Below are 23,039 nucleotides of genomic sequence, written 5' to 3'. Positions count from 1 at the left end.
GATCACTGCTTAGCCGATAATAGTTATAATACTATGAAGACTAAAGGAGTGACTAATTTGAAAAAATTCATATCGGGAGTAATTGTCGGGGTGTTTTTATTTACGGGCATATCCGCGTTTGCAGACTCATCATCACTTATCGGGCAGAAGGTTCAAGGGTTGTTTTCGATTGAGAAGAACGGCATAAAGGTAGCTGACGCGGTAATCATCAACGGGACAGCTTACGCTCCTGTCAGATCGGTGTCTGAGGCTGCAGGAGTATCACTGAACGTGGAAGGGAAGAAAATACTAATGGTCACAACAACTTCAACAAGTGATGCCGAGGTATTAAGTGTTGAGTTAAGTCGACTTAACGCGGACGTACAAAGCTACCAAGCGAATATAGACAGAACGAATACTTATGAGATTGCACCACGAGAGAAGCGACTAGTTGAGCTTAAAGCATCCGACAACGGGTCAGCCGAAAGCGCTTTTACTATCAGCAGTGTTGAGAAGAGCATCTCGGACAGCCGTGCATACGTCGCTGAACAACAAGCACTCATCGACAAAGCGGAGGCGCGCATCGCAGAACTCACGAAATAAACGCAAAATAACAAAGAGTCTCGTGCTACGGACGTAACGTCCTACGCATCGGGGCTCTTTTTAATTAACGGAGGGATACGAATGGCAACGAATTATAACGGAGAATTGCCGGAAGATACCGCAGGGTTTTTATACAAATTCGCGATTGTTGACGGAGTCCTTACGCTGGATGGTCGCGAGATTAAAGGATTGCGCGGGTTTGAGGTTAAGGCTGACGGCGCGTGCGGAATAGCGGAATTGACTCTTAAAATTGACGTTAATTAACGGAGGGATACGAAATGAGTGTCGGAGAAATTAAGGTTAGAATCGAGATTCCGTGGTTACTCGAGCTCGAAAAAGAGGCAGTCGAAGCCGGAAAAATGCGAGCAGGCTGGCGCGAGAAAGAGGCGCGCGTAGTTAGGTTCATTGAAGATAACGCGGGAAGGGCGCAGATAACTCAAATTAACTAAAGTCCTAACTGACGAGCAACTTGTTCCGCGACAGCCTTCGTCTGGAATTCGTTCCAGTTTGAGAACTTAGTGTGCTCAGAAATGTAGGCGTTAAACTTAGGGCCGATTGTCTTTTCGATGTCCTCAAGACTAGCGACTGCATACCCGCCCTTATCGAATAACTCATCAATAGATTGAAAGTCAGTATACTTGCGCATAAATGAAGAATTAAAAAGTTCATCTAACGTAACACGCTGCCCTTCGGATAGCTTGTCCGCTTTACGTTGGATATTATCGAACAAATTTGAACTAGTAAATTTAGCTTTTACCAATCATTTTACCTCCCATGTATCTGCGCCCTACCTTATTTTAACATCTAACTCAATCAAAAGGGGTTTTACTATGAAAGTACGCGCATTACTCGAATGTACGATAGATACCGCTAACCCTGCGCCAGAACTCGCCGCAACTATTAGCGCAGTCCTAGCCGCATTACCTAACGCTGAATCCCGCCTATCCGTACTCCAAGCGCTCGACGACGAGATCGGCCGCGCACTTGCGGATTATCGTGCGCCTGAAACGGAGGCGGCTTCGTAATGGACGGATCACTTTGGGCGGAGGTCGCCAAGAACGGAATATTTGCGGTAGCAGCCGCAGTCATCGCGTGGACACTATGGAAAGAGATGCGCCGAATGTCCGACGAGGCTCGCGCGCGTGAAGAACGTATAAGTACGGAAGCCAAGACGGAGCGCGAACGGATGCACACGGAGTCCCTCGCGCGCGAAGACCGCTTGATGCGGTTAGCGGAGGGTTTAACGGCGCGATTCGAAGCGCTTGCGGGTCAATACGAAGGGCTGGCGCAAGACGTTCATGAAATTAAATCGAGTATTAACGGAAAGGATGTTGCGTAATAATGACGCTCACAATCGAACAGGTACGTGCGAAGTCCGCCGCTAAGTTGGTCGGGCTTATTCCGTGCGTCAAAGCGGCAGCCGAAGCGCTTATTGATCGGTCATATGCGCTAGGTATTCCGATCGTCGTTACGCAAGGGTTACGTACGTTTGCGGAGCAGAATGCGCTATACGAACAGGGACGCACGAAACCGGGAAGTATTGTAACGAATGCGCGCGGAGGTTATTCGAATCATAACTTCGGAGTCGCGATTGATTTCGCGTTACTTACGAATGACGGGCGCGCAGTATCGTGGGATACGAAGCTCGACGGTAATCGGAACGGCAAGGCGGATTGGAACGAGGTCGTAGCGGCTGCGAAAGCGCTCGGCTTTACGTGGGGCGGCGATTGGAAAACGTTCCTTGACCTGCCGCATTTCGAAATGACATTCGGATTAACCACGGCGCAATATCGCGCTGGAAAATGTCCGACACAGGCGCAGATAAACGCGATACTGAAATTAATCGAAGGGGATGACGCAATGATTGCGGAGCAGATTAGCGCGTTACAGAAAACGGTAGAGGAACAGGCTGCGGTTGTTCAGGCGCTAGCTAAACGGATTGAATCGCTCGAAGGCAGGGCGAAGTTGGGCGCAATTCCAGTATGGGCAACACGGGCGTGTGTTAACGCTAAGCTGGCGGGCTTTATCGATACGACGGCGGACGGTAGCTACGATTTCTACCGGTTCGTGACGCTGTTAGATCGCGTAGGGTTATTCGTAAAGGAGGCGAAATAATACGATGAACAAAAACGATATCTTACGTAAATTATCCTCGCGAAAGTTTTGGGCGCTACTCGCTGCGTTGGCTACTTCGGTACTTACGGCGAGCGGTGCGGGTGACAATACGGTGCTTCACGTAACTGGCGTGATTGGCGCGGTCGGTGCGTGCGTTGCGTATATGCTGGCGGAAGGTATTTCTGACGCAGCGAACAAAGTGAGCGGAGATAAGGCGGAGTAATAACGATTTAAAAGGCGCAGTTCTTACGGGGAAAATACCGTAGGGGCTGCGCCTTTTTTTGCGTTTAAAATTTAAGTAGCCTCCGCATTAATTCCGCTGCTTCTTCCGCGACCTCCGTATCTGGTAACGCAAGATCTCCGAAGAAACCCCGGCATTGATAACGCACCAAAAGCCCGCCGTCTATGCGCTGTTTACTCGTCATTCTTATACCGCGCCGAAACGCTTCGTTTTTAATCTTGCGCGCCTCACTAGCTAACCGTTCACGAGCTTGCGCTAACCAATCTACGTAAGGGTCCGGCGTTTTTAAGTTAAGGAACACGTTAGAATCACGCTCGAACGCGGCCTGTACCATCGGTAAGATAACATAGGGCTTAATGAGCGTGCGGTCCTGTTCGGTAATACTTGCGGGTACTGTGGGCATTCGATTTCCTCCGTTCATATGCGAATATATGTTCGTATTATAAACCACTGAATAATGAGAAGCAAGACTCTTCACCAGGGTACAAGATTATTCGACATTTATAATGGAAGGAAAAATTACTACTACACCGCTTGACGTTGCAAACCGCGCGTCATTAGGGTAAGATACGGTTAGCGAGATTAGGCGTTGTAGAGGCGCGTAATTAACAAGTGGTTGTGCGGATTAACAATCCCCGACACCGAATTAAAACGTTGATCTGACGGGGTTTTTAGCCGAGCGTTAGCCTAACGTCGATTCACCATCAACAACCCTAATGCTACTGCAACCTGCGGCTGCGGTTCAAGCTTCCGGACAGCTACAGATGCAGGGAAACCGAACGAAGAGCCTTGCTAATAGCAGCAATTACGGCTCCAAGCCCCGTGTTGGATTCTAACAACACAGGCTTGGAGTTTTTTTTATTCTCAATGACAAAAATCATCACAAGGAGTTCGGAAATGGAAATCAGAAAATTAAAAGCTGGTGAACAGCCTCCATTAGAATTACTTCTATTAGCAGATCCTTCGGAGAGCTTAGTTAACGGATATTTACGAAGAGGGTTATGTTGTGTGGCTGAGGTAGATAACAGCATCATCGGAGTCTACGTTGTGCTGCAGACAAGACCGGAGACTGTAGAGATTGTTAATATCGCCGTCGACGAAAATAAACACGGGCAAGGTATAGGAAAGCAGCTGCTGAACCATGCGATTCAGAATGCCAAGCTGCTTGGGGCAAAAACCATTGAAATTGGCACAGGAAATTCGAGCGTTGGACAATTGGCACTTTATCAGAAATGCGGATTCAGAATCACCGGAATTGATAGAGACTTTTTTATTAGGCATTACAGCGAAGAGATCTTTGAAAATGGGATTCAAGTCATAGATATGATACGTCTGTCGCTAGATTTATGAGTAAAAGGGGAGTTTCTCAGAAGCCATTTAATGTGCACTGGGGTAGCTCTTTATTCTTTTACATAGGAAGCAAACCATGTATCGCGAACCTTGTATCGGACACAGATGACCCTAAACGCCGCATTTCCCCATATTTGTGGTGCCAATGGACCGCATTGCCGCTATTGCTATGAAAATCAGTAAATATGAAGCTCTTTTTAAGCAATAGTGTCACTGGAGTCCGAAACGACGCCTAAAAGGTTGAAAATCTGCAAATAACGTCATCTGGGTCCGAAACGCTTATGGGTTAACGACACTGTTGAAGCAGATAGCTATTGATTAAAAACACAGAGCAGCGATTCTCCACATAACTGGAGAATCGCTGCTCTGTTGTTTTTTGCGATGGTCGGACCGTCTGTTCATAGAAATAAGCTGCTTATAGGCAGTCCCTGCGTACATTAGGCTGGAATAATAAACTTGTAATTAATCATAAATACGATGAGCGCTGCAGCTCCAAGGGAGAAGGCGATACAGCCCGTACCCAGTGCTCTGCGTTTGTCTTTAATAAATTTAAAGCCGATGGCGCAGATCAGTATAGTCGTTCCAGCCAATACAATGGACATCCCAAGCATAGCCACCCAATATAAAACCTCAAAAAACTGTGCCATTCTGAGCCCTCCCCGCGCTGTGCTTTTTAGTGATTCTGTTAGTACTCACTATAATAGTAGAAATTGAAAATGTAACCGCTATTAATAATACAACGATTTTGAAGATTATTCTAGTTATAGTGAACTCATCCATTAAGATAATGATGTCGAATTTCTTGAGAACTGAATCTACAAAATCCGCGGTTGTACCCTGTCGCTGTCGACTGATGCTGTGCTAAACACTAAGCCCTTTTTGCTAAGAGCGGCATCTTACACGGACAATCATACAAGAGGGCGAGACCTTCTCTGAGTAATGTATAGGGTAGGCTGGATTGTGAAGGGAGGGAAAGGACGATGGCAGGAAGACAATTGGCCAGTAAGTGGCTGAAGACAGAGGCGTTGCTGACCGATGCTCGGGTTGCACCCTATATCCCAATGACGAGGGGGTACAGGGCAGAAACGCTCCTGGCAATGCTTCGTAAATATGGAAATGTTGTCATTAAACCTATTGTGGGTGGCGGAGGTTACGGTGTAATCAAAGTTTTTCGGGATAGTCGCGGTTATGGATTCACCTATATGGACAGAACTCGAATTTACAAGGATTTTGGATCCATGAGACATGCGCTTAATACTGTGAAAGCAAGACGCAGATATTTGATTCAACAAGGGATTTCCCTGGCGAGAATCGGCGGGCGGCCTATTGATTATCGGGTCAAAGTAGTTAAAAATGGTGATGTTTGGGAATTTCGCTCCATGGTAGGTAGATTGGCTCGGCCAGGTCTGTTCGTGACCAATCTTTGTAAAGGGGGAACGATGCTATCATGTCGTGAAGGACTTCGTAGATCGTTGCCGCGGATTAAAGCTTCAGCGAAGAAAGCAGAAATGCGGAGACTAACCCATGTATGTATCGGAATTATGGAACGGCATTTTCCGGGAATAGGTGAGCTGGGCTTTGATTATGCTGTAGATTATTCAGGGAAAATATGGATTCTGGAGGTTAATACAAGACCTCAATAAATTAACAATTATTTTAAGAATTGACGATAATAGAGTAGTAAGATAAAATTGCGTTTAGTTGCGTTCTTTTGGGGTAAATAACATTGTAATTTATTTACAATAAAAATATATTTTTAGCTGTATACAAGTGGTTCAATCCTGTGTATAACTATTATCCCCATAGTCCACTGTGTAGCTAGTACCTTTATAACGCTTACACACATTTTATACACAGGATTTCCACATGTACTTGTGGATAACGCGAACGCTTGTTCGAAAAATGATAGTTTGATATGATAGATTCAGATCCAAATAAAGGAAAGGTAGATGAAGTTTATGGTTGAATTGTCGGATGAGATGCTGCTTGACTCTTACCATAGAGCAATAGAGCTGCAACTAGAGCATGATTTCATCGCTCTTCTACTCGTTGAAATTCGCAAACGAAACTTACACTCTCCAGTACATGCGGTTCTTCATTAAAAAGCGCAAAGGATAACTTTGTAGCAGGCTACATATATAAAACCGCGAGGCACAAACAAACATAAAAGGGTATCCTCACAGGCTGTTATCAACAGGCCTGTAAGAATACCCTTTTTTATTGTGTTAATAGATTTAGAGTTTCATATTACTGCTGTGACCCGGTGAAAGCTTGGCTTCTGGATCAATGTACACCTTAGCATTATTCACAGCCGTTGGAGCTTCGCCAAATCCTACAGCAATCAGCTTCAGCTTACCAGGATAAGTTGTGATATCGCCGGCAGCAAATATGCCTGGAATACTTGTTTCCATACGCGAGTCAACAACAATGGAGTTCCCCTCAATCTCAATACCCCATTCGGCAATAGGACCTAGGGAAGAGATGAATCCGAAGTTAACAATAACGCTGTCCACTTCAATTTCTTGAGTTTCTTTGGTCTTGATATTTGACAATGTAACCTTAGTAATGAACTCTTCACCATGCAGCTCTGTAATTTCAGTAGGGGTAACTACGTTAACCTTGGAAGCCATCAGGTTCTCAACGCTATGTTCATGCGCACGGAATTTATCCCGGCGGTGAATCAGGGTTACCTGTTCAGCGATGGGTTCCAGCATGAGTGCCCAGTCAACTGCAGAGTCACCGCCACCGCTGATCAGAACTTTTTTATCTTTAAAGGCATTTAGATCATTTACAAAATAATGGAGGTTTGCTTTTTCAAAACGTCCAGCGTTGGGTAATTCCAAACGACGAGGTTCAAATGCACCTACACCAGCTGTAATGATGATCGCCTTACTGTGGTATTCGGCTACATCGGTTGTAACCACAAAATGACGTTCGTCCCGTTTTTGAACAGAAATCACTTTCTCCTCCAGCCGGATATTGGATTGGAACATATCCATTTGCCGAGACAGGTTGTCGACCAATTCTTGTGCTGTTACTTTTGGAAAACCTGCCACATCATAAATGTATTTTTCTGGATAAAGGGCAGCAAGTTGTCCCCCCAATTGGGGCATACTTTCAATAAGGGTTACTGATGCCTGACGCATTCCGCCGTAAAATGCGGCAAACATGCCAGCTGGCCCGCCACCTATGATTAAAAGGTCGCTCATAGGAACGCTGGATTGCTCTTGGGTCACGGGATATTACACCTCCGAGTTGATATATTCATTTTGCCATACTTGTGTACCTACTTATTATAATCATTGTGACACATACCTGCAAAGAAAGACTTTAGAAGTCAATAAAAGTGTGACGTTTTTTAGTATTTTAATGTTTGATTAATGCTACACTAAGGTTTACAATGGATATGGTCAATTTAGAAATGCTTCAAGTTTGATTGGAATTTCTTCTAAATATAAGTGTATAAATTCACAAAAAGGACCGTACATTGTTTCAATAAAAAATACAAAGACAGATTTACCTCTTGGAAGGAGCCGGAACATGAGTAGTATTCCCAAAATCGTTATCTTAGGCGCGGGCTATGGGGGTATTTTGACCGCACAGCGCTTGCAGAAGGCTTTGAATTATAATGAAGCGGATGTCACGCTTGTAAACCGTCACGAGTACCACTATTTTACTACCCATCTACATATGCCTGCCGCGGGTACGGACAGTATTGAACACACTCGGGTGTCCATTTCGAAACTAATCGATGAATTCAAGATCGACCTCGTGAAGTCATCTGTTCAGGAAATTCGTACTCAGCAGAAAAAGATTATTTTGGAGGATGGTACCCTATCGTACGATTATCTTGTCATTGCTTTAGGTGGAGAGCCTGAAACATTTGGTATTCCTGGACTTGATAAATACGCACTGACAATCCGGAGCATCAATTCCGTTCGTTTAATTCGCGAGCATATTGAATATCAATTCGCTAAGTACAAGAACGAGAACAATGCTCAGGAGCATATTAATTTTGTTGTCGGTGGTGCTGGCTTTAGCGGTATCGAATTTGTAGCTGAATTAGCTGACCGTATCCCTGGACTGTGTAAAGAATATGACGTTGATCCAAGTATGGTTAATATATATAACGTAGAGGCTGCTCCGACAGCACTGCCTGGTTTTGCTCCTGAGCTTGTTGAGTATGCGATGGACTTGCTCACCAAAAAGGGAGTTACCTTCAAGATGGGGGTTGCGATCAAGGAGTGTCTGCCAAACGGGGTGATTCTGGCATCAGGCGAAGAAATCAAAGCCTCCACAATTATTTGGACAGGCGGAATCCGTGGCAATCGTCTTATTGAGGCTGCCGGATTTGAAGCTATGCGTGGGCGCGTGAAGGTAGATGAATATCTACGTGCACCGGGCCAAGAGAATATCTTCATTATTGGTGATGGCTCCCTTATGATTAATCCGGAAGGACGCCCTTACCCGCCAACCGCTCAAATTGCTATGCAGCAGGGTGAATGCTGTGCGCATAATTTGGTAGCGGCAATCCGCAATCAACAGCCGAAGAAATTCGCATTCAGCAATAAAGGAACCGTGGCTTCCCTAGGCAAAGGCCAAGGAATCGCTGTAGTAGGCAGCAAAACTTACAAGGGCTGGACTGCAGCTCAGTTGAAAAAAGTTGTAGATATGCGCTACTTGTTCATTATCGGCGGAATTCCGCTGGTTCTGAAAAAAGGAAGATTCTTATAAGATGCGCCATTGCAGCGTACAGGTACGCGGACTGCTGACTCGGGAAGAATTGGACCGTTATAACGGACTGATAGAGGTTGGATCTTATCTGGAGGATCAGAACCAGTATGATCTGGCTTATATCGTTCAGAAGGAAATTGATCTGCTCATTCTCCCTGGTATCGAACGCCTGAAGGATAAAGGGCGCGCTCGGGATCGGGCCACGGCTGAATATCTGGAAAGTTTACGTGAAGATGAAGAGGATAACGAAGATGAGGATTCAGGAACTTCGGTGTCTTAATCTAATAATATGGTAATAAAAAGGGTGTGTCTCCATACGAACTGGAGACACACCCTTTTTTGTTATTACAGCTTGAGCATTTCTTCAAAAGATTCTTCAGTCAGCAGATTGCCGACATAAAAAGGTCCGAATTCGCCGTAACGAGCACTTACTTCGTCAAAACGCATTTCGTATACCAGCTTTTTGAATTGCAGTGCATCTTCAGCGAACAGAGTCACGCCCCATTCCCAGTCATCAAAACCGACGGAGCCGGTGATAATTTGCTTCACTTTGCCTGCATATGAACGTCCAATTAACCCGTGTGAAGCCATGAGTTCCCGGCGTTTGTCCATATCAAGCATGTACCAGTTATCGGCAAGCTCGCGTTTTTTGTTCATAGGATAGAAACAGATGTGTTTCGCTTGCGGTAAAATAGGCTTTAGCCGTGCGGCAACATGCGGATTCTGCATTGGATCGCTGCCGTCGCTACCACTGCCACCAGCAGCGTAGTTGCTTAATTCAACAATACTTACATATGAATAAGCTTTGGTTGTATATTGAGCAAAAGCGATTTTGTTAAAGGCGGTCTCAAGTTGGTTCAAAGCTTCTAGGCTTTCGCGCAAAAACATCATTACAAAATCGGCCTTTTGGCCCACTATGGAGTATACTGCGGTGCTGCCTTCTTTAGCTTCCTCAACAGGGCTCCATTCCTGCATAAAAGCATGTAGTTCTTCCAGGGCAACGGCACGTTCTTCATCATCTGCTGCCGTCCAAGCGGTCCAGTTCAGAGAGCGGAAGTCATGCAGTGCATACCAGCCTTCCAGTGTCAAAGCGGCTTCGATCATGATCTCACTCCTTAAAAGTTTTACGAAGCATAAGCCTCGCCCAAAATAACATCGCGTAAAACTCGCAATTGAAGCATAAACTTAGTCTTACGAAGCATCTGCTTCATAGGCTATGTATGATCTGATTAATCTACTTGCATTGTATCGCAATCAAGCCGCCAAGAGCAAACGGAGGCATCCTGTAAGTGTGCGAATTAGTGCGTGAATTTGAATAAAGTTCATTGCTTCGTGACATTTTTTCTAGTAAACTTACTACTAGCTTGTAAAAGATGTGCGCTTCTTTATAGAAAGGGGTGGAGACGGTAAGATGGGATTTATTCCAGTGTTTATCCTAGCCGTTTTATTCTTTGTGATGATGTTTGGTATCGGCTTTATTCTTAACATGTTAATGAAGACAACCTGGTTCCCCGCTTATCTATTCGTACTTATTATTCTACCCGTCGTAATCTATTCTATTTGGGATAGAAACGCGATGTCGCTCTGGGAGCATCTCTCCAGTTTCCACTTTGTTGATTATCTTACAGGTGTCGCTGGTCTTGCAGGTGCTATACTTAGTGGATGGACCATTCAAAAGCTGCGCTTTGGCGGTTACAAGATGTTTTAAAGATTCGAAAGAGCCTATGTTATGAATCAGTCTTATATTTCTGCGAGAAACGGGATACCTTCCTCTTTAGAGGACGGCGAAGCCGTTTCTTCTTGTTTAATAGAGGTAGATATTCGTAAGAAGAAGTTGATTATATTGCGAAAAGAGTCGAAATTGGGATTTTATTTACATTTTCGCTATGTTAATTTGTGATAGAATAGAATCCTGTATGAATTCGTGTAAACAAGGGGGTATCCGTAGATGCGGATGAGTAACTTACATCATTTCACCGAACATCATCGGTACTGCGTTTCCCGCGAATTTGGTCTTAGTGTTATAGATGGACGTATGCTTAGCTCTGTATATCAACCTATGGTGGGAGCCTTTGCAATCAGTTTCTATCGCTTGCTGGTTGAACATGTGCCAGCAGATAGCATTGGCTATTCTGGAGTGGAGCAACAGCGCAGGCTATTTATGACTTTGGGTGTTGAACCCAATGAGAAAGGCCGCAAATATTTAATTGATCAGGCTTCCCGGTTAGAAGCAGTGGGTCTGTTGCAGACCTGTCGAATCTATGTGCCGGAAACAGATGATTATTTATATGAATATGAGCTAATGCCGCCGCTATCGCCAGCCGACTTTTTTGCCACTCAGCATTTAACCTTGCTGTTACGTGATAAGATTGGCAAATTTGCTGTGCTGTCCTTACGGGAACAGTTCTGGAATCGCGAGCCGGAAGAGTGGAGTCGCAGATCTATAGGCAAAGAGAATATTTCCGTGCCTTTTTATGATATTTTTCAACTTAATACACATGTCATTGATTATGAGCTGGAGCAAGCTTTGGCAGAGGTAGCCTCTGTTCGACAGCCCGGCACGCTTGAATCCGGAGAGCAGGCAATCGGATATAGTGACATTATTTTGCGTTTTCCACGGGAGTCTGTGAATCGGGCTCATGTAGAAAAACTGCGCTTCGACCATACTCAAATGGGTGTAATTAACTATGTTGCTCATAAATACGAACTGAGTCCGCAGGATTTATGTCGTTTGCTGGATGAGGATGGTGTGTTCTCACCGGAGGGCGAGGTAATGCTGGATGCGTTGCAATATAAAGCGAGCCAACATTTCAGGCAAGATATGAAACGACAGGAAAAACGTGAAATTGCAGCTGCAAAAGTTGTTTCCATCCGGACCAGTGCGACCGAAGAGAATGATGATTCTATAGCACCACCAGAGCAATCAGTTGAGATGGAGTATTATGTAGAAGTACCGCCACAATTTTTGTCCAAATGCGACATTCACCAATATAATATGATGCTGCGTAACGAACCTTATACAAGACTGCTACAAACCTTTTTCCCGGGTGCAGTGCCCAGCCATCTGATGGATATGTTCGAGAAAATAGATCTGAACTATAAGCTGAGCGGTGAAGTAATTAATGTACTCATTCATTATTTAATGACTATGGTAGCTTCGGGTGGAGAACAGCGGATGAACCGCAATTTTGTAGAGGCTATCGCCTCCAATATGCTGGTTAAACAAGTGAACACCTATGAGAAGGCTGTAAGATATATTAGAGATCAGTCAAAAGTGAAGGGCAAGGGGACAACGCCTAATACTGCTGGAGGAACACGATCACGTTCTTATGCCAAAAATACAGGCCGATCCAATAAACCGGAAATTCCGATTGTGCTGGATGATGGAAGTGCCGGAACAGTATCGGAAGAGGAATTCGCGGCGATGATGAAGAAAGCAGCAGAAATTAAGGCTAGTAAGAAAAAAGGCGTATCGCAAACGCCTTAATGAAAGAGAGGTGGAACAATGGAGTCTATGGGCGATGTACTTCGTTCGATCAACAATCCAACTCTACGGCAGCGTCAACGCGATCTTGAACAGGGGTTATTCAATCATCCACTTGTGAAGGCATTACAGTCCGAACATCCTGAGCTGGACGAATCACGACTGCGGCTTCATATGAGTCGCCTGTATCAATATGTAGAGGAAAGCCGAAACTGTGCGAACTGCCCAGGACTAGAGAAGTGTCCAAATGATTTTCCAGGCCATTATAGTAAACTAACGGTAGAAACTGTGAATGGTTCAGTGGATCTATATGAACGCAAGACGGCATGCCGACTTAAAGTGGCACAAGATAATCAGGATAATATCCGCAAACGTATTCGTAGCTTTTATGTGGACGAGCGTGTACTTAACGGCGGTTATGATGAGATAGATATTATGGGCAAGGACCCGCGCCGGGTCTCGGCTGTGAATAAAATATTTGATTATATCACCAGTGTTAAAGAGGAAGGCCTGACTTCACGCGGCATTTATTTACATGGCTCTTTCGGAACAGGCAAAACTTTTTTGATGTGTTATTTGCTGCATGAGCTTGCTGTTGCTGGATATACCGGAGTGATCGTATACATGCCAGACTTTATAGAGGACTTGAAATCGATCATGATGGATGGCCAGAAAATGAAGGAAACTGTCGATACGATGAAAAACTGTGATTTGCTTATTTTTGATGACATTGGTGCGGAAAATTTGAATCCTTGGGCTCGTGATCATGTACTTGGGGCGATCTTGAATTATCGGATGAACCGCAAACCAACCTTCTATACCTCGAATTATCCATTGGATGGCTTGGAGAAACATCTTAGCTTTACGAGCAAAGATGGTGAAGAGGTCTATAAAGGCCAACGACTAATGGATCGCATTGCTCCTTTTGTGGATGTGCTTCCACTGCATGGGGAGAATCAGCGAGGGGCCAATAGATAAGCTGGAATATTCATAATGTAAAATTTAAAAGAGCAGTGATTCCCCTTTTATTGGAGGATCGCTGCTCTTCGTTTTTTTAGTTATTCGAACTCAAACGCCGCTTTTTCCATGCTGCGAAGCAGGATCGCCGGAAGTCTTGAGTGTACTTTAATTGTCCAAACACACTTTCCGGTTGCAACATCTGGCGGGCATACTCACTCTGATCGATAATTAGGGAATACCTCCCTAAAATTCAGAGGTTTCTGCTCATTAGACTACTAATTAGGGAATATCTCCCTAAAAATGAACTGATTCGTCAGCGAAAATAGATATTCTCCCGATTATTAGGGAGGAATTCCCTGATTCTGTTCATTTATAGCAATTATCGGCTATAATCAGGGAGGTTTTCCCTCATTATTCTCAAAAAAAGAAGCCGTCCCATAAGTAGCATTCACTACTTTTGAGACAGCTTCTTTTTATTGTGCGATGATTCCTTTACTCCGAGAGAATGAATTTAAGGATGACCATTCCGAAAAAGACAACCGTCATAAACGTGGTCATTCCGAAAAATCCGGTCATTAAATCCCCAAGATCATTGCGGGGTTCTTCGTTGATATGTTCTCGTGGGTCCCGTACTTGCGCGTTAACATCCATAGTTTCTGCCTCCTTACAGGGACAAGCCCTGTATTGTTAGATGCAAATTGACATTAGTTTTATGAAATAAGTCATTGACAATTAATGCGCTTTCTTTAAGTATACCGAAATGCTGGGGAGGTTGTAAAGAAAAGAGTACGCAAAAAAATACATTGAAGGCAATATAATTGCGAGTGATATTTCACATATTCCATAAAGATATGTTATACTTGTAATGTGTCGGTAAGTGGTAATTTGGTTATCATATTACATGAAACAATTTATTAACTCATATTTCGGAGCAGCTTCCATGAACTAAGCTTTGGCTTAAGATGTGCGTAATGCTTCGCAAAACTTAAAGGAGGAACAATATCATGGCTATCGTGAACGTGTCTGACCAATCCTTCAGTAACGAAGTGGAAGGTCAAGGTACTGTAGTAGTAGACTTCTGGGCTCCTTGGTGTGGTCCTTGTAAAATGCTCGCTCCAATCTTGGATGAATTGTCCACAGAGCTGGGAGACGACGTGAAAATTGCAAAATTGAATGTGGATGAGAATCCGGAAACGGCTTCCCGTTTTGGTGTTATGAGTATCCCAACTCTGATCTTCTTCAAAGATGGTCAACCGGTAGATAAAGTTGTGGGACTGAACTCCAAAGAATCCCTGAAAAATATCGTAGCAAAACATCAATAATTGATAGATGCTACTGTTCGGGCCTCGGCCCTGCCACTCAGCGCCTTCGGTTCATTCCGGAGGCGTTTTGTGTGCTGAATGCCAACTAATCATGGGTCCAATTTAGCTGGAGGGGATCATTTTGGACAATATCCGCAATAAACTGGCACTACTACCCGATCTGCCTGGCTGCTATCTGATGAAGAATCAGGAAGGCACTATTATTTATGTGGGCAAAGCGAAGGTACTCAAGAATCGGGTGCGGTCTTATTTTACAGGCAGTCATAATGGTAAAACGCAGCGGCTTGTCGCTAATATTGCTGATTTCGAATACATCGTTACGTCCAGTAACATGGAAGCGCTCATTCTAGAGTGTAATCTGATTAAGAAACATATGCCGCGTTATAATGTGCTTTTGAAAGACGACAAGACATTTCCTTATATAAAAATAACGAATGAAACTCACCCGCGCCTTGAGGTTACACGCCGGGTGATTAAAGATAAAGCAAAATATTTTGGCCCTTATCCTAATGCTTATGCTGCTCAGCAGACAAAAAAGCTCCTAGATCGTATGTACCCGCTTCGTAAATGCGGTGTGATGCCAAAGGAGGTCTGTCTTTACTATCACATGGGCCAGTGTCTGGCACCGTGTGAGAAGGAGGTTCAGAAATCCGAGTATGAACAGATTACGCAGGATATCGCTGCTTTTCTAGGCGGAGGTCATGAGGCGGTTAAAAAGGATTTACAGCAAAAAATGCAGGAAGCTGCTGAGGAGTTATATTTTGAGCGGGCGAAGGAACTGCGGGATCAGATTATCCATATCGATGCATTGATGGAGAAGCAGAAGATCAACACTACAGATACTAAGGACCGGGATGTATTTGGTTATGCTGTAGACAAGGGATGGATGTGTGTACAGATTCTGTACATGAGACAAGGGAAGATGATTCAGCGCCATTCCTCCGTGTTCCCGTTCTATGGTGAAGCCTACAGTGACTTTATGTCTTATGTGACGCAGTATTATAGTGATAATCCCGCTTTGCCGCAGGAGATCCTGCTGCCGGATGTGCTCGATGAGGAGTCTCTGGCTAATAAAGAGAATAAACCCGAGATCGCCATAGCTGCTCCAGCAGAAGCGGATTTACAACAGGGTGAAGATACTCCTGAATCGGCTGAAGAGGCTGAGGCACGTGCGACGGCGGCGGAGGAAGCTGCGGCAGCAGGGATCGTGGATGCCGCTGGCGGTGCTTCCATTCTGCAGGAGTGGCTGGGCATTAAGGTGCTTGTGCCACAACGCGGTCTTAAGAAGCAGATGGTTGGCATGGCTTGTCAAAATGCAAGAGTGGCTATCGACGAGAAATTCCGGCTGATTGAACGGGATGAAGAGCGTACCTCTGGAGCAGCGATCAGCTTAGGCGAGAGCTTGGGGCTTGAACGCTTGAGCCGTATTGAGGCGTTTGATAACTCGAACATTCAGGGAACTAACCCGGTCTCAGCGATGGTTGTCTTCATTGATGGCAAGCCTGCACGAAAAGAGTATCGTAAATATAAGGTTCGTACGGTAGTGGGTGCGGATGATTATGGAACGATGCGCGAGGTCATTCGGCGGCGATATGAACGGGTATTGAAGGAGAATCTTCCGATACCGGATCTTATCGTGGTCGATGGCGGGAAAGGGCAAATCTCCTCTGCTATTGATATTCTGGAGAATGAGCTGGGATTATTCATTCCGGTCTGCGGCCTTGTTAAGGATGATAAGCATAAGACGGCTCAGCTTTTGGTTGGAGATCCGCCAGAACCTGTCGCGCTAGCCCGGGACAGTCAGGAATTTTACCTTTTGCAACGGATTCAGGATGAGGTCCATAGGTTCGCGATCACCTTCCACCGTGAACAGCGCGGGAAGTCCATGGTTACCTCCAAGCTGGACTCAATACCTGGTATAGGTGAGAAGCGCCGTAAAGCGCTGCTTAAGCATTTCGGATCGCTTAAGAAAATTAAAGAAGCCTCCGTGGATGATTTCCGTACACTTTCTATTGGAGAAAAGCTGGCAAGACAAATTCTTGATGCACTCAAGGACGAAGAGCCAACCTCATAGCAATGGTGACAAAAGAAAAAGGGTATCACAGCAGCGACTAAAGCTGCTATGATACCCTTTTTTAAATTTGGTTATAGGATGTACACTATTTTATTTTCTTAAATCAAAGAAGAAGGCTCCACCGGCTTAGTCTTCTGTGGTGGATTAAATCGATAGACGATGTAAGCGACTATGAACGGCATAATAATCGCGAAGATACCCGCGCCTACATTTACGCTCTCCTTCATAAAGATCAGCGTAGCGCCCATCAGGATGCTGTCAAACACGACGTGGCTGAACATGACAGCAATAAATCCGTAACGAAGGAAAATATAACTGAACAGCAGCCCGATTACGGTCAGCTCAATCGGACGGGAGCTGATGGGATAGATCGGATATAACGTATGGCCAAACGCCCAAACCAGCGTGGTGATCAAGCAAGCGACGAAAGTGTTCCGGAACACCTTTTTCAGCATAGGGATTCCGAAAAAGCGATAAATGGCTTCCTCAGATAAACCAGCGAGCCATGCGACGATAGGCAGAAGCCAAGCATATCTCATGTTATAAGGAGATTGGGTGGCGTCTGTAGTAGACCAATTGTGCAAGGTAAACGATAATATGATGAACATAACCGTCTGCACCCCTAGCAGAACGAAAGCCCAGATGTAACCAGCCCGGATACTATCCAACACATATTGTCCATAGCCGGGCTCTTTGGCGCGGGGCCAAGGGTTCATGCCTCCCTCTTTTCGCCATAGGCCATTGCCGCCCACTAAAGAGAAGTAGAGCAAGGAGGACATCAGCAGGCTGTATAAAGCATAAATGATAAACATAATGACAGAGGTAATCTGTGCTTCTAGCCCTTCGCCTGTTGATTCAGGCAGCATATTATAGGTGCTGATCATCATGATTACAAAATAGGCTGAGCTTAGGAATACTCCACGTTTAAAGGAAGTATGCTCTCTTCTAAGAATACTGTAGACGAGTGCCAGAATTCCTAAAATCAGTGTGGGTATACCGTAACCGAATAATGTTAGCTTTTCCGCTAAAGAGGTCTGTCCTTGTACGTAGGAGGTATGCCAAGCTGGTGCAGTGAATCCGGCATTAAAGCTGGATACCTGCTCTCCACTGAAATCAAAATAATAGTGCAATAAGGATTCGCCGACCTGAACAGTACTATCCGTATACACTAGCCCATGGCTTCCTGTATTCGATTCAATTTGTAGCTTGGCAGGATTTACTTCCCATTCCTGAAGCCAAGGACGAGCAAGATTCTCCTTCTGCGCTAGAGTGAGGTCAGCTCCCTTGTCCTCTTTTGCACCAACGGAAGCGATGCCTGACCCCTCTTCGGAGGCAACTTTTGCAGCCTTTGAGAAAGCGACAATCTTACCGTTATACATATTGAGGTCAACGATGATTTGCGGCTCTTGCTCCGCTGAAGGAGTAAGCGTTGCACGAAAGACATCAAAAGGATATTTTTGATCCAATTTTTTCTTGGTGTAGTCCTCCACAAGCTTCTCGCGAGACATATAACCATAAAAGGAAGAGTCCGTCTCGTAAAGTACATTCCATTGATCGTTTGGTGCTTCGGTGTAGTTGAGCTTATGTTCTGCAAATAATATGGCTTGGTCACGGGCTTCTGCCTTGCTAATGACGGTGGTATCTTCACCTGTAGGGCTACTAAGCAGTGAAGGGGAAATCTGAAACATAATAAATAGAATAAGACCGATAATGCCCGAGATGATGAGCCTCTTGGAGAGGGCACGTTGCTGTATGGGCTGGCCGACGGGATTCATGTAACGCCTCCTTGTTATGTACTGACAATATTATGTTCCATTATAGTATTAGTGCCTGGCTGGTTACAAAAAACATTATATGTTCTTTTTATGGGTAATAGAGATAGTATAGAATAGTCATGTGAATTTATACCATGAATTTTATCGTGTTCATTTGTGTACGAATGGTGAGAATCGGTGTAATTGCAGGGAAAACACGGAAAAGTGATGAGAAAAGGTACTCCTTTTGATGCAGTCTCTTTAAACCGCATTTTTTCATGTGAATGAGCATTAATTGTGTCTTTGTGAATTCACTAAATAACGTATATAATTTGTATGCAATTGTATAGTAGCCGAATTTCTGGTGAAAACGGGGGAACCATAAGAAGTGATGAAAAGTGGAGTATACAAGATAAATGGCACTTTCATCAGGGGTGAATTTCGTTCTGGGAACGAATAGGGCAGCCTGCACAGTCCGAATCCGTCAGCTAACCTCGTAGGCTAATTTACTGCAGGAACCAAGTTAGCATTGGTTTTCCAGTGCTTTTTTTGTTGGAATTTTTGATAAGAAGGTGAGCATAGTGGCTTCACAGTTTCGCAGGATTTCTGAATTTAAGTTTCTGAAGCTCTCGCCGCCGCAGATACTGGTGCTTGGTTTTGCATCGATTATTCTGATAGGGGCCTTGCTGCTTATGTTGCCCATTTCAAGCACAAGCGGGAATTCCGTGGAATTTATTGATGCATTATTTACTTCAACTTCGGCAACCTGTGTAACAGGGCTTGTTGTGCTGGATACCGGAACTTCGTTCACGATTTTTGGGAAAACCGTAATTATGATCCTAATCCAGATCGGCGGCTTAGGGTTTATGACCATGGCCACTCTATTTTCACTGGTGTTAAAGCGTAAAATATCTTTGCGGGACAGGCTAATCCTACAGGAAGCCATGAATCAAGGCTCTATGGAAGGAATTGTGCGACTGATCCGGAGAGTCCTTATATATTCTCTTGTCATAGAAGGCTGTGCCGCTTTGCTGCTGTCTATTCGCTGGGCTTTTGATATGCCGTTGGGAAAAGCGATTTATTATGGCATATTTCATGCGGTGTCTATGTTTAATAATGCGGGGTTCGATATTTTTGGGGATTTTCGCAGTTTAACTGATTATGTTTATGATCCGCTTGTGAATATTATTGTGATGTTTCTGATTGTCTCCGGCGGGATTGGTTTTATTGTAATGTCAGATCTGGTGGAGTTTCGGGTAACCCGCAGGCTGTCTCTACATAGTAAAGTTGTCCTGTCCACCAGTACAGGGCTGATTCTGATCGGAGCTTTGGTTATTTTTATATTCGAGTTTACTAACACTCGTACCCTGGGTTCACTGAATTTTGGCGGTAAAATATTATCGGCCTTCTTTCAATCCGTATCTCCCCGTACGGCTGGCGCGAACACAGTAGATATTGCTGGACTTCGGCAGGCTACACAATTTTTTATAGTGATTCTTATGTTTATTGGTGCTTCTCCAGGCTCAACGGGCGGCGGGATCAAGACAACAACCTTTACGATGATGATTGGTGCTGTTATTGCTATGCTGCGTGGACGGGAAGATGTTGTGTTGTTCCGTTATCGGCTGGCTCAAGAGCGCATCTACAAGGCATTAACGATCACACTGCTGGCTTTGTTGTTAATTGCCTCTGTGTCGATGATACTCTCCACAACTGAAGACAGTAATTTCTTGGCAATCTTGTTTGAGACGACCTCCGCCTTTGCTACGGTAGGACTGACTATGGGGCTAACTCCGGAACTGTCAGCGATCGGTAAGATTCTACTCTGTCTGACGATGTTTGCAGGTCGGCTAGGTCCACTAACCTTGGCGTATGCACTCGGTCCCAAACAGGGTAAACCACTGTATAAGTATCCTGAAGGTAAAATAATTATTGGATAGGAGTTAATTAGAAATGAAAGCACAGCAATTTGTAGTAATCGGCTTAGGTCGCTTCGGTTCAAGCCTGGCGCTTGAGCTGATGGAAATGGGCTACGAGGTGCTCGGCATTGACCACCATGAAGAACGCGTGGAGGAAATGAGCGATCAACTGACGCATACGGTAGTAGCAGATGCTACAGATGAGGGAATTATGCGCTCGCTTGGTGTACGGAACTTTGATTGTGGGATTGTTGCGATTGGTGACAATATGGAGAGAAGCATTCTGGCGGCCATTTTGTTGAAGGAGATTGGAGTTAAGCAAGTGGTGGCTAAGGCAATCTCCATCCTTCATGGCCGCGCTCTGTCGCGGCTGGGGGTTGATCGGGTTATTTTTCCGGAGCGGGATATGGGGATTCGTGTGGCACACCAGCTGGTGACGCCCAATTTGCTGGATTATATTGAACTGTCCAAGGATTATAAAATTGTCGAGCTGACCGTGCCATCCTGCATGAACGGCAGAAGCTTGTCCGATTTAAATACAAGAGCTAAATATGGCTGCAGCATTGTTGCCCTAAATAGGGAAAGCGGAATAATCGTCGCTCCAACTGCCCATGATTATTTAAGTGAAGGCGATGTTATGGTACTCATTGGTCCTAATGAAAGTATTGACCGTTTTGAGAGTGAAGTTGTGAACCAAGAATCATAGTAAAAGAAGCTGACTCAAAAGTAGTGAATTCTACTTGGGGGCAGCTTCTTTTTTATGGAGTAAAGAGTAGGAAAAGTAATGGATTTTACTATGCCATATGACTATAGATCACGCGTAGTGATCTGTGCTATTGGGGTGTGTGGTGGGCGAGTTACTAGGTGTGATATTCGTACGGCTGTAGTAGATGATTTGTGGTATCTGTGACAGTGGACTATGGGCGAGATGCGTTCTTTGTTTGTACGATGTACAGAGTGGGTGTGAACTAATTAGAGAAAACTTCCCTGAAAACAGCCGCTATTCGCTCTAAATAAACGAAATTAGGGAATTTCTCCCTAATAATTAGAGGGATTCCTTATTAGCTACTGAATCGGCCAAAAATTAGGGAAGTTTTCCCTAATTATAAGTCTTCTGAACAAAAATCTCTGAATTTTAGGGATAAATCCCCTAATCTTTCGATAAGTGCTTCACTTATTGCCTCATTTGGAGATCAATAGGTGCGCCCCTTGATTCATTTGGTCCGGCTTTACTGCTCACGTTCTGTCAGAAACATCTCTTCGGTTACTTGCACCAGACTGCGAGCCGCCGTGCTCATGCTTCCATCGTCACGGTAAATCAGGCAGGTGGTCCGTTGAGTCTGCTCCAGCTCCTTGATATGTAAGGACACCAGTCCGCCGCCGTTCAGCAGCTCTGGACGCAGATAAGACTTTGGCAGCAACGCAGCCGCTTTGACAGTCGGAAGCAGCCGCACGATGGCTTCGAAGGAGTCAATCTCCATGCGCACATCGGGATCAATCCCGCAGCGCTGGAATAGATCGTCCGTCAGGCGCCGGTACCAGGTCCCCTTTGAGAAGAGAATCATAGGCAGCCGGGATAGATTATCCATGGTTAGCTTGGAAGATAAATTTAAAGGATGCTGCTCTGAGACGACCAGTCGCAATTGATCCTCAAACAGAGAAATGCAGCGTAACCCAGGTTCTTGAATAGAGGAAGCGATCAGACCTACATCTGATTTCCCCTCACTAACTGAGGATACGATCTCATGCGTTCGGCCTGTAATCAGCTTCAGCTCTGCGGTCGGATATTTGTCCATATAAGCGTTAACCAGCGGCGGAAGCGTGGTCTGCAGTGAGGTAAGACTAGCCCCCAAGGTGACAAGCCTTGGCTCCCCCTCTTTGAATTTAGAAAGGGCTTCCAGAAACTTGGAACGCTGCTGCCGTTGTTCAAGCGCATAGGAATAAGTGAGACGCCCAACCTCGGTTAACTCCAGTCGTTTGCCATAACGATTAAACAGTGCGACCCCCAGACGTTCCTCGAGTTTAGAAATTTTGCGAGACAAGGCGGGCTGGGACAGATTGAGCTGGCGTGAGGCCCGGTTTAAGCTGGAATGTTCCACAACTGCTGCAAAAACATCTAAATCGTCAAACATATATTGAGGTTCCTCTCCTAGTGCGATGTATGATCAGTAGTGATGAAATTCATAGCCTTAAGGGTAACTGTTCTTATTACATAAGGAAAATCAGGTTATGTCGGAAAATGTTGTTTCGCTAAATGAGAATTATTATCATATAAAATCTATTCTTATGCGTTTATTGTATAACGTTTAATAATTAGATTGCAATTCCCTTATAAGCGAAAAAAGAGTAACATGAAAAGTGACACAAGATATTCACATTTTGTGAAAAATAAAACTAAGTCCGGTAAACTCTAGGATAACGGTAAATTAAGGAATTATGTCATTGGATTGTCAACGTTATCCTGTGTCAAATGTAGTTCCGGCGGTGAATACCCATTAATGAAA

27 protein-coding genes, 1 pseudogene and 1 riboswitch are annotated in these 23,039 nt (G+C 44.7%); of the genes and pseudogenes, 20 read left to right on the top strand and 8 right to left on the bottom strand.

Annotation, left to right across the window (positions count from 1 at the left end):
- The first annotated feature begins 57 nt into the window (after positions 1-57).
- From MKZ16_RS27105 to MKZ16_RS27095, 3 genes are all read left to right on the top strand, one after another.
- On the top strand, positions 58-582 hold the full coding sequence (locus MKZ16_RS27105; protein WP_076106891.1) for a hypothetical protein: 525 nt from the start codon (positions 58-60) through the stop codon (positions 580-582).
- Positions 583-663: 81 nt separating this feature from the next.
- Positions 664-846, top strand: coding sequence for a hypothetical protein (locus MKZ16_RS27100; RefSeq protein WP_076106889.1), 183 nt, complete (start codon positions 664-666; stop codon positions 844-846).
- 14 nt (positions 847-860) lie between these two features.
- Positions 861-1,031: a hypothetical protein gene (locus MKZ16_RS27095; protein WP_178944308.1), complete on the top strand. Its 171-nt coding sequence runs from the start codon at positions 861-863 to the stop codon at positions 1,029-1,031.
- Here the strand turns inward: MKZ16_RS27095 and MKZ16_RS27090 are convergent.
- Positions 1,028-1,342, bottom strand: a complete 315-nt coding sequence (locus MKZ16_RS27090; RefSeq protein WP_076106887.1) for a hypothetical protein — start codon at positions 1,340-1,342, stop codon at positions 1,028-1,030. The two genes, MKZ16_RS27095 and MKZ16_RS27090, sit on opposite strands and share 4 nt — an antisense overlap.
- 70 nt (positions 1,343-1,412) lie before the next feature.
- Here MKZ16_RS27090 and MKZ16_RS27085 point away from each other — a divergent pair, with 70 nt between their 5' ends.
- The 4 genes from MKZ16_RS27085 to MKZ16_RS27070 are packed head-to-tail and all read left to right on the top strand — an operon-like array spanning position 1,413 to position 2,920.
- Positions 1,413-1,607: a hypothetical protein gene (locus MKZ16_RS27085; protein WP_076106885.1), complete on the top strand. Its 195-nt coding sequence runs from the start codon at positions 1,413-1,415 to the stop codon at positions 1,605-1,607.
- Positions 1,607-1,921 carry a hypothetical protein gene (locus MKZ16_RS27080; protein WP_076106883.1) on the top strand — a complete coding sequence of 105 codons (315 nt, stop codon included), beginning with the start codon at positions 1,607-1,609 and terminating at the stop codon, positions 1,919-1,921. The genes MKZ16_RS27085 and MKZ16_RS27080 overlap by 1 nt, the downstream gene beginning before the upstream one ends.
- 2 nt (positions 1,922-1,923) lie before the next feature.
- A complete protein-coding gene (locus tag MKZ16_RS27075; RefSeq protein ID WP_076106882.1) occupies positions 1,924-2,697 on the top strand; it encodes a M15 family metallopeptidase in 774 nt (257 codons plus the stop codon).
- A 4-nt stretch (positions 2,698-2,701) separates the two neighbouring features.
- Positions 2,702-2,920, top strand: a complete 219-nt coding sequence (locus tag MKZ16_RS27070; RefSeq protein ID WP_076106880.1) for a hypothetical protein — start codon at positions 2,702-2,704, stop codon at positions 2,918-2,920.
- A 64-nt stretch (positions 2,921-2,984) separates the two neighbouring features.
- On the opposite strand, the gene MKZ16_RS27065 is transcribed toward MKZ16_RS27070, so the two are convergent.
- Positions 2,985-3,341 carry a hypothetical protein gene (locus tag MKZ16_RS27065; RefSeq protein ID WP_076106878.1) on the bottom strand — a complete coding sequence of 119 codons (357 nt, stop codon included), beginning with the start codon at positions 3,339-3,341 and terminating at the stop codon, positions 2,985-2,987.
- Between the two features lie 294 nt (positions 3,342-3,635).
- On the opposite strand from MKZ16_RS27065, the pseudogene MKZ16_RS27060 reads away from it, so the two are divergent.
- Positions 3,636-3,734: pseudogene (locus MKZ16_RS27060) on the top strand (iron-sulfur cluster assembly accessory protein); the annotation flags it as partial.
- A gap of 101 nt (positions 3,735-3,835) precedes the next feature.
- Entirely contained in the window at positions 3,836-4,288 is a 453-nt protein-coding gene (locus tag MKZ16_RS27055; RefSeq protein ID WP_036685234.1) for a GNAT family N-acetyltransferase, read from the top strand.
- A 437-nt stretch (positions 4,289-4,725) separates the two neighbouring features.
- Here MKZ16_RS27055 and MKZ16_RS27050 read toward each other — a convergent pair whose 3' ends face one another.
- The gene (locus tag MKZ16_RS27050) at positions 4,726-4,935 is read right to left on the bottom strand and encodes a hypothetical protein (RefSeq protein WP_036685233.1); all 210 of its coding nucleotides are present in this window, start codon (positions 4,933-4,935) and stop codon (positions 4,726-4,728) included.
- Between the two features lie 333 nt (positions 4,936-5,268).
- Here MKZ16_RS27050 and MKZ16_RS27045 point away from each other — a divergent pair, with 333 nt between their 5' ends.
- Together MKZ16_RS27045 and sda are read left to right on the top strand one after the other, a co-directional pair.
- Positions 5,269-5,931: a YheC/YheD family protein gene (locus tag MKZ16_RS27045; protein WP_076103728.1), complete on the top strand. Its 663-nt coding sequence runs from the start codon at positions 5,269-5,271 to the stop codon at positions 5,929-5,931.
- Positions 5,932-6,246: 315 nt separating this feature from the next.
- Positions 6,247-6,390 (top strand): sporulation histidine kinase inhibitor Sda, encoded by a 144-nt coding sequence (gene sda / locus MKZ16_RS27040; protein ID WP_036685584.1) that lies wholly within the window; start codon positions 6,247-6,249, stop codon positions 6,388-6,390.
- A gap of 132 nt (positions 6,391-6,522) precedes the next feature.
- On the opposite strand, the gene MKZ16_RS27035 is transcribed toward sda, so the two are convergent.
- Positions 6,523-7,497: an NAD(P)/FAD-dependent oxidoreductase gene (locus MKZ16_RS27035; protein WP_036685581.1), complete on the bottom strand. Its 975-nt coding sequence runs from the start codon at positions 7,495-7,497 to the stop codon at positions 6,523-6,525.
- Positions 7,498-7,828: 331 nt separating this feature from the next.
- Between MKZ16_RS27035 and MKZ16_RS27030 the strand changes: the two genes are divergently transcribed.
- Together MKZ16_RS27030 and MKZ16_RS27025 are read left to right on the top strand one after the other, a co-directional pair.
- Positions 7,829-9,022, top strand: coding sequence for an NAD(P)/FAD-dependent oxidoreductase (locus MKZ16_RS27030; protein WP_036685230.1), 1,194 nt, complete (start codon positions 7,829-7,831; stop codon positions 9,020-9,022).
- Between the two features lies 1 nt (position 9,023).
- A complete protein-coding gene (locus MKZ16_RS27025; protein WP_076103726.1) occupies positions 9,024-9,302 on the top strand; it encodes a hypothetical protein in 279 nt (92 codons plus the stop codon).
- Positions 9,303-9,367: 65 nt separating this feature from the next.
- On the opposite strand, the gene hemQ is transcribed toward MKZ16_RS27025, so the two are convergent.
- Entirely contained in the window at positions 9,368-10,126 is a 759-nt protein-coding gene (gene hemQ / locus MKZ16_RS27020; protein WP_036685226.1) for a hydrogen peroxide-dependent heme synthase, read from the bottom strand.
- 307 nt (positions 10,127-10,433) lie between these two features.
- Here hemQ and MKZ16_RS27015 point away from each other — a divergent pair, with 307 nt between their 5' ends.
- The 3 genes from MKZ16_RS27015 (at position 10,434) to dnaI (ending at position 13,484) form a co-directional block, all read left to right on the top strand.
- Positions 10,434-10,730 carry a YuiB family protein gene (locus tag MKZ16_RS27015; RefSeq protein WP_036685224.1) on the top strand — a complete coding sequence of 99 codons (297 nt, stop codon included), beginning with the start codon at positions 10,434-10,436 and terminating at the stop codon, positions 10,728-10,730.
- Between the two features lie 240 nt (positions 10,731-10,970).
- Positions 10,971-12,509: a DnaD domain protein gene (locus MKZ16_RS27010; RefSeq protein WP_036685221.1), complete on the top strand. Its 1,539-nt coding sequence runs from the start codon at positions 10,971-10,973 to the stop codon at positions 12,507-12,509.
- A gap of 18 nt (positions 12,510-12,527) precedes the next feature.
- Positions 12,528-13,484: a primosomal protein DnaI gene (gene dnaI / locus MKZ16_RS27005; protein WP_036685219.1), complete on the top strand. Its 957-nt coding sequence runs from the start codon at positions 12,528-12,530 to the stop codon at positions 13,482-13,484.
- Between the two features lie 474 nt (positions 13,485-13,958).
- On the opposite strand, the gene MKZ16_RS27000 is transcribed toward dnaI, so the two are convergent.
- On the bottom strand, positions 13,959-14,117 hold the full coding sequence (locus MKZ16_RS27000) for a YqzM family protein (RefSeq protein WP_094902239.1): 159 nt from the start codon (positions 14,115-14,117) through the stop codon (positions 13,959-13,961).
- Positions 14,118-14,470: 353 nt separating this feature from the next.
- Between MKZ16_RS27000 and trxA the strand changes: the two genes are divergently transcribed.
- Together trxA and uvrC are read left to right on the top strand one after the other, a co-directional pair.
- Positions 14,471-14,788, top strand: coding sequence for a thioredoxin (gene trxA / locus MKZ16_RS26995; RefSeq protein ID WP_036679814.1), 318 nt, complete (start codon positions 14,471-14,473; stop codon positions 14,786-14,788).
- Positions 14,789-14,909: 121 nt separating this feature from the next.
- Complete coding sequence (gene uvrC / locus MKZ16_RS26990) at positions 14,910-16,862, top strand: excinuclease ABC subunit UvrC (RefSeq protein ID WP_305953722.1); 1,953 nt, start codon at positions 14,910-14,912, stop codon at positions 16,860-16,862.
- 98 nt (positions 16,863-16,960) lie between these two features.
- Here the strand turns inward: uvrC and MKZ16_RS26985 are convergent, their stop codons facing one another.
- Positions 16,961-18,637: a CPBP family intramembrane glutamic endopeptidase gene (locus tag MKZ16_RS26985; protein ID WP_038573180.1), complete on the bottom strand. Its 1,677-nt coding sequence runs from the start codon at positions 18,635-18,637 to the stop codon at positions 16,961-16,963.
- Between the two features lie 320 nt (positions 18,638-18,957).
- Positions 18,958-19,133, top strand: a riboswitch (cyclic di-AMP (ydaO/yuaA leader).
- A 64-nt stretch (positions 19,134-19,197) separates the two neighbouring features.
- Here MKZ16_RS26985 and MKZ16_RS26980 point away from each other — a divergent pair.
- Both MKZ16_RS26980 and MKZ16_RS26975 read left to right on the top strand, forming a co-directional pair.
- Positions 19,198-20,556, top strand: coding sequence for a TrkH family potassium uptake protein (locus MKZ16_RS26980; RefSeq protein WP_244886391.1), 1,359 nt, complete (start codon positions 19,198-19,200; stop codon positions 20,554-20,556).
- A gap of 13 nt (positions 20,557-20,569) precedes the next feature.
- Positions 20,570-21,241 carry a TrkA family potassium uptake protein gene (locus MKZ16_RS26975; protein WP_036679808.1) on the top strand — a complete coding sequence of 224 codons (672 nt, stop codon included), beginning with the start codon at positions 20,570-20,572 and terminating at the stop codon, positions 21,239-21,241.
- Between the two features lie 523 nt (positions 21,242-21,764).
- Here MKZ16_RS26975 and MKZ16_RS26970 read toward each other — a convergent pair.
- Positions 21,765-22,667, bottom strand: coding sequence for a LysR family transcriptional regulator (locus MKZ16_RS26970; protein WP_036679806.1), 903 nt, complete (start codon positions 22,665-22,667; stop codon positions 21,765-21,767).
- Positions 22,668-23,039 lie beyond the last annotated feature (372 nt).

Origin of the sequence: Paenibacillus sp. FSL R5-0928 (genome assembly GCF_037970385.1) — a bacterium.
Classification (GTDB): Bacteria; Bacillota; Bacilli; order Paenibacillales; family Paenibacillaceae; genus Paenibacillus_AQ; species Paenibacillus_AQ odorifer.
Note: the sequence above shows the minus strand (reverse complement) of the source record. Positions and strands in the feature narration are given on the sequence as shown.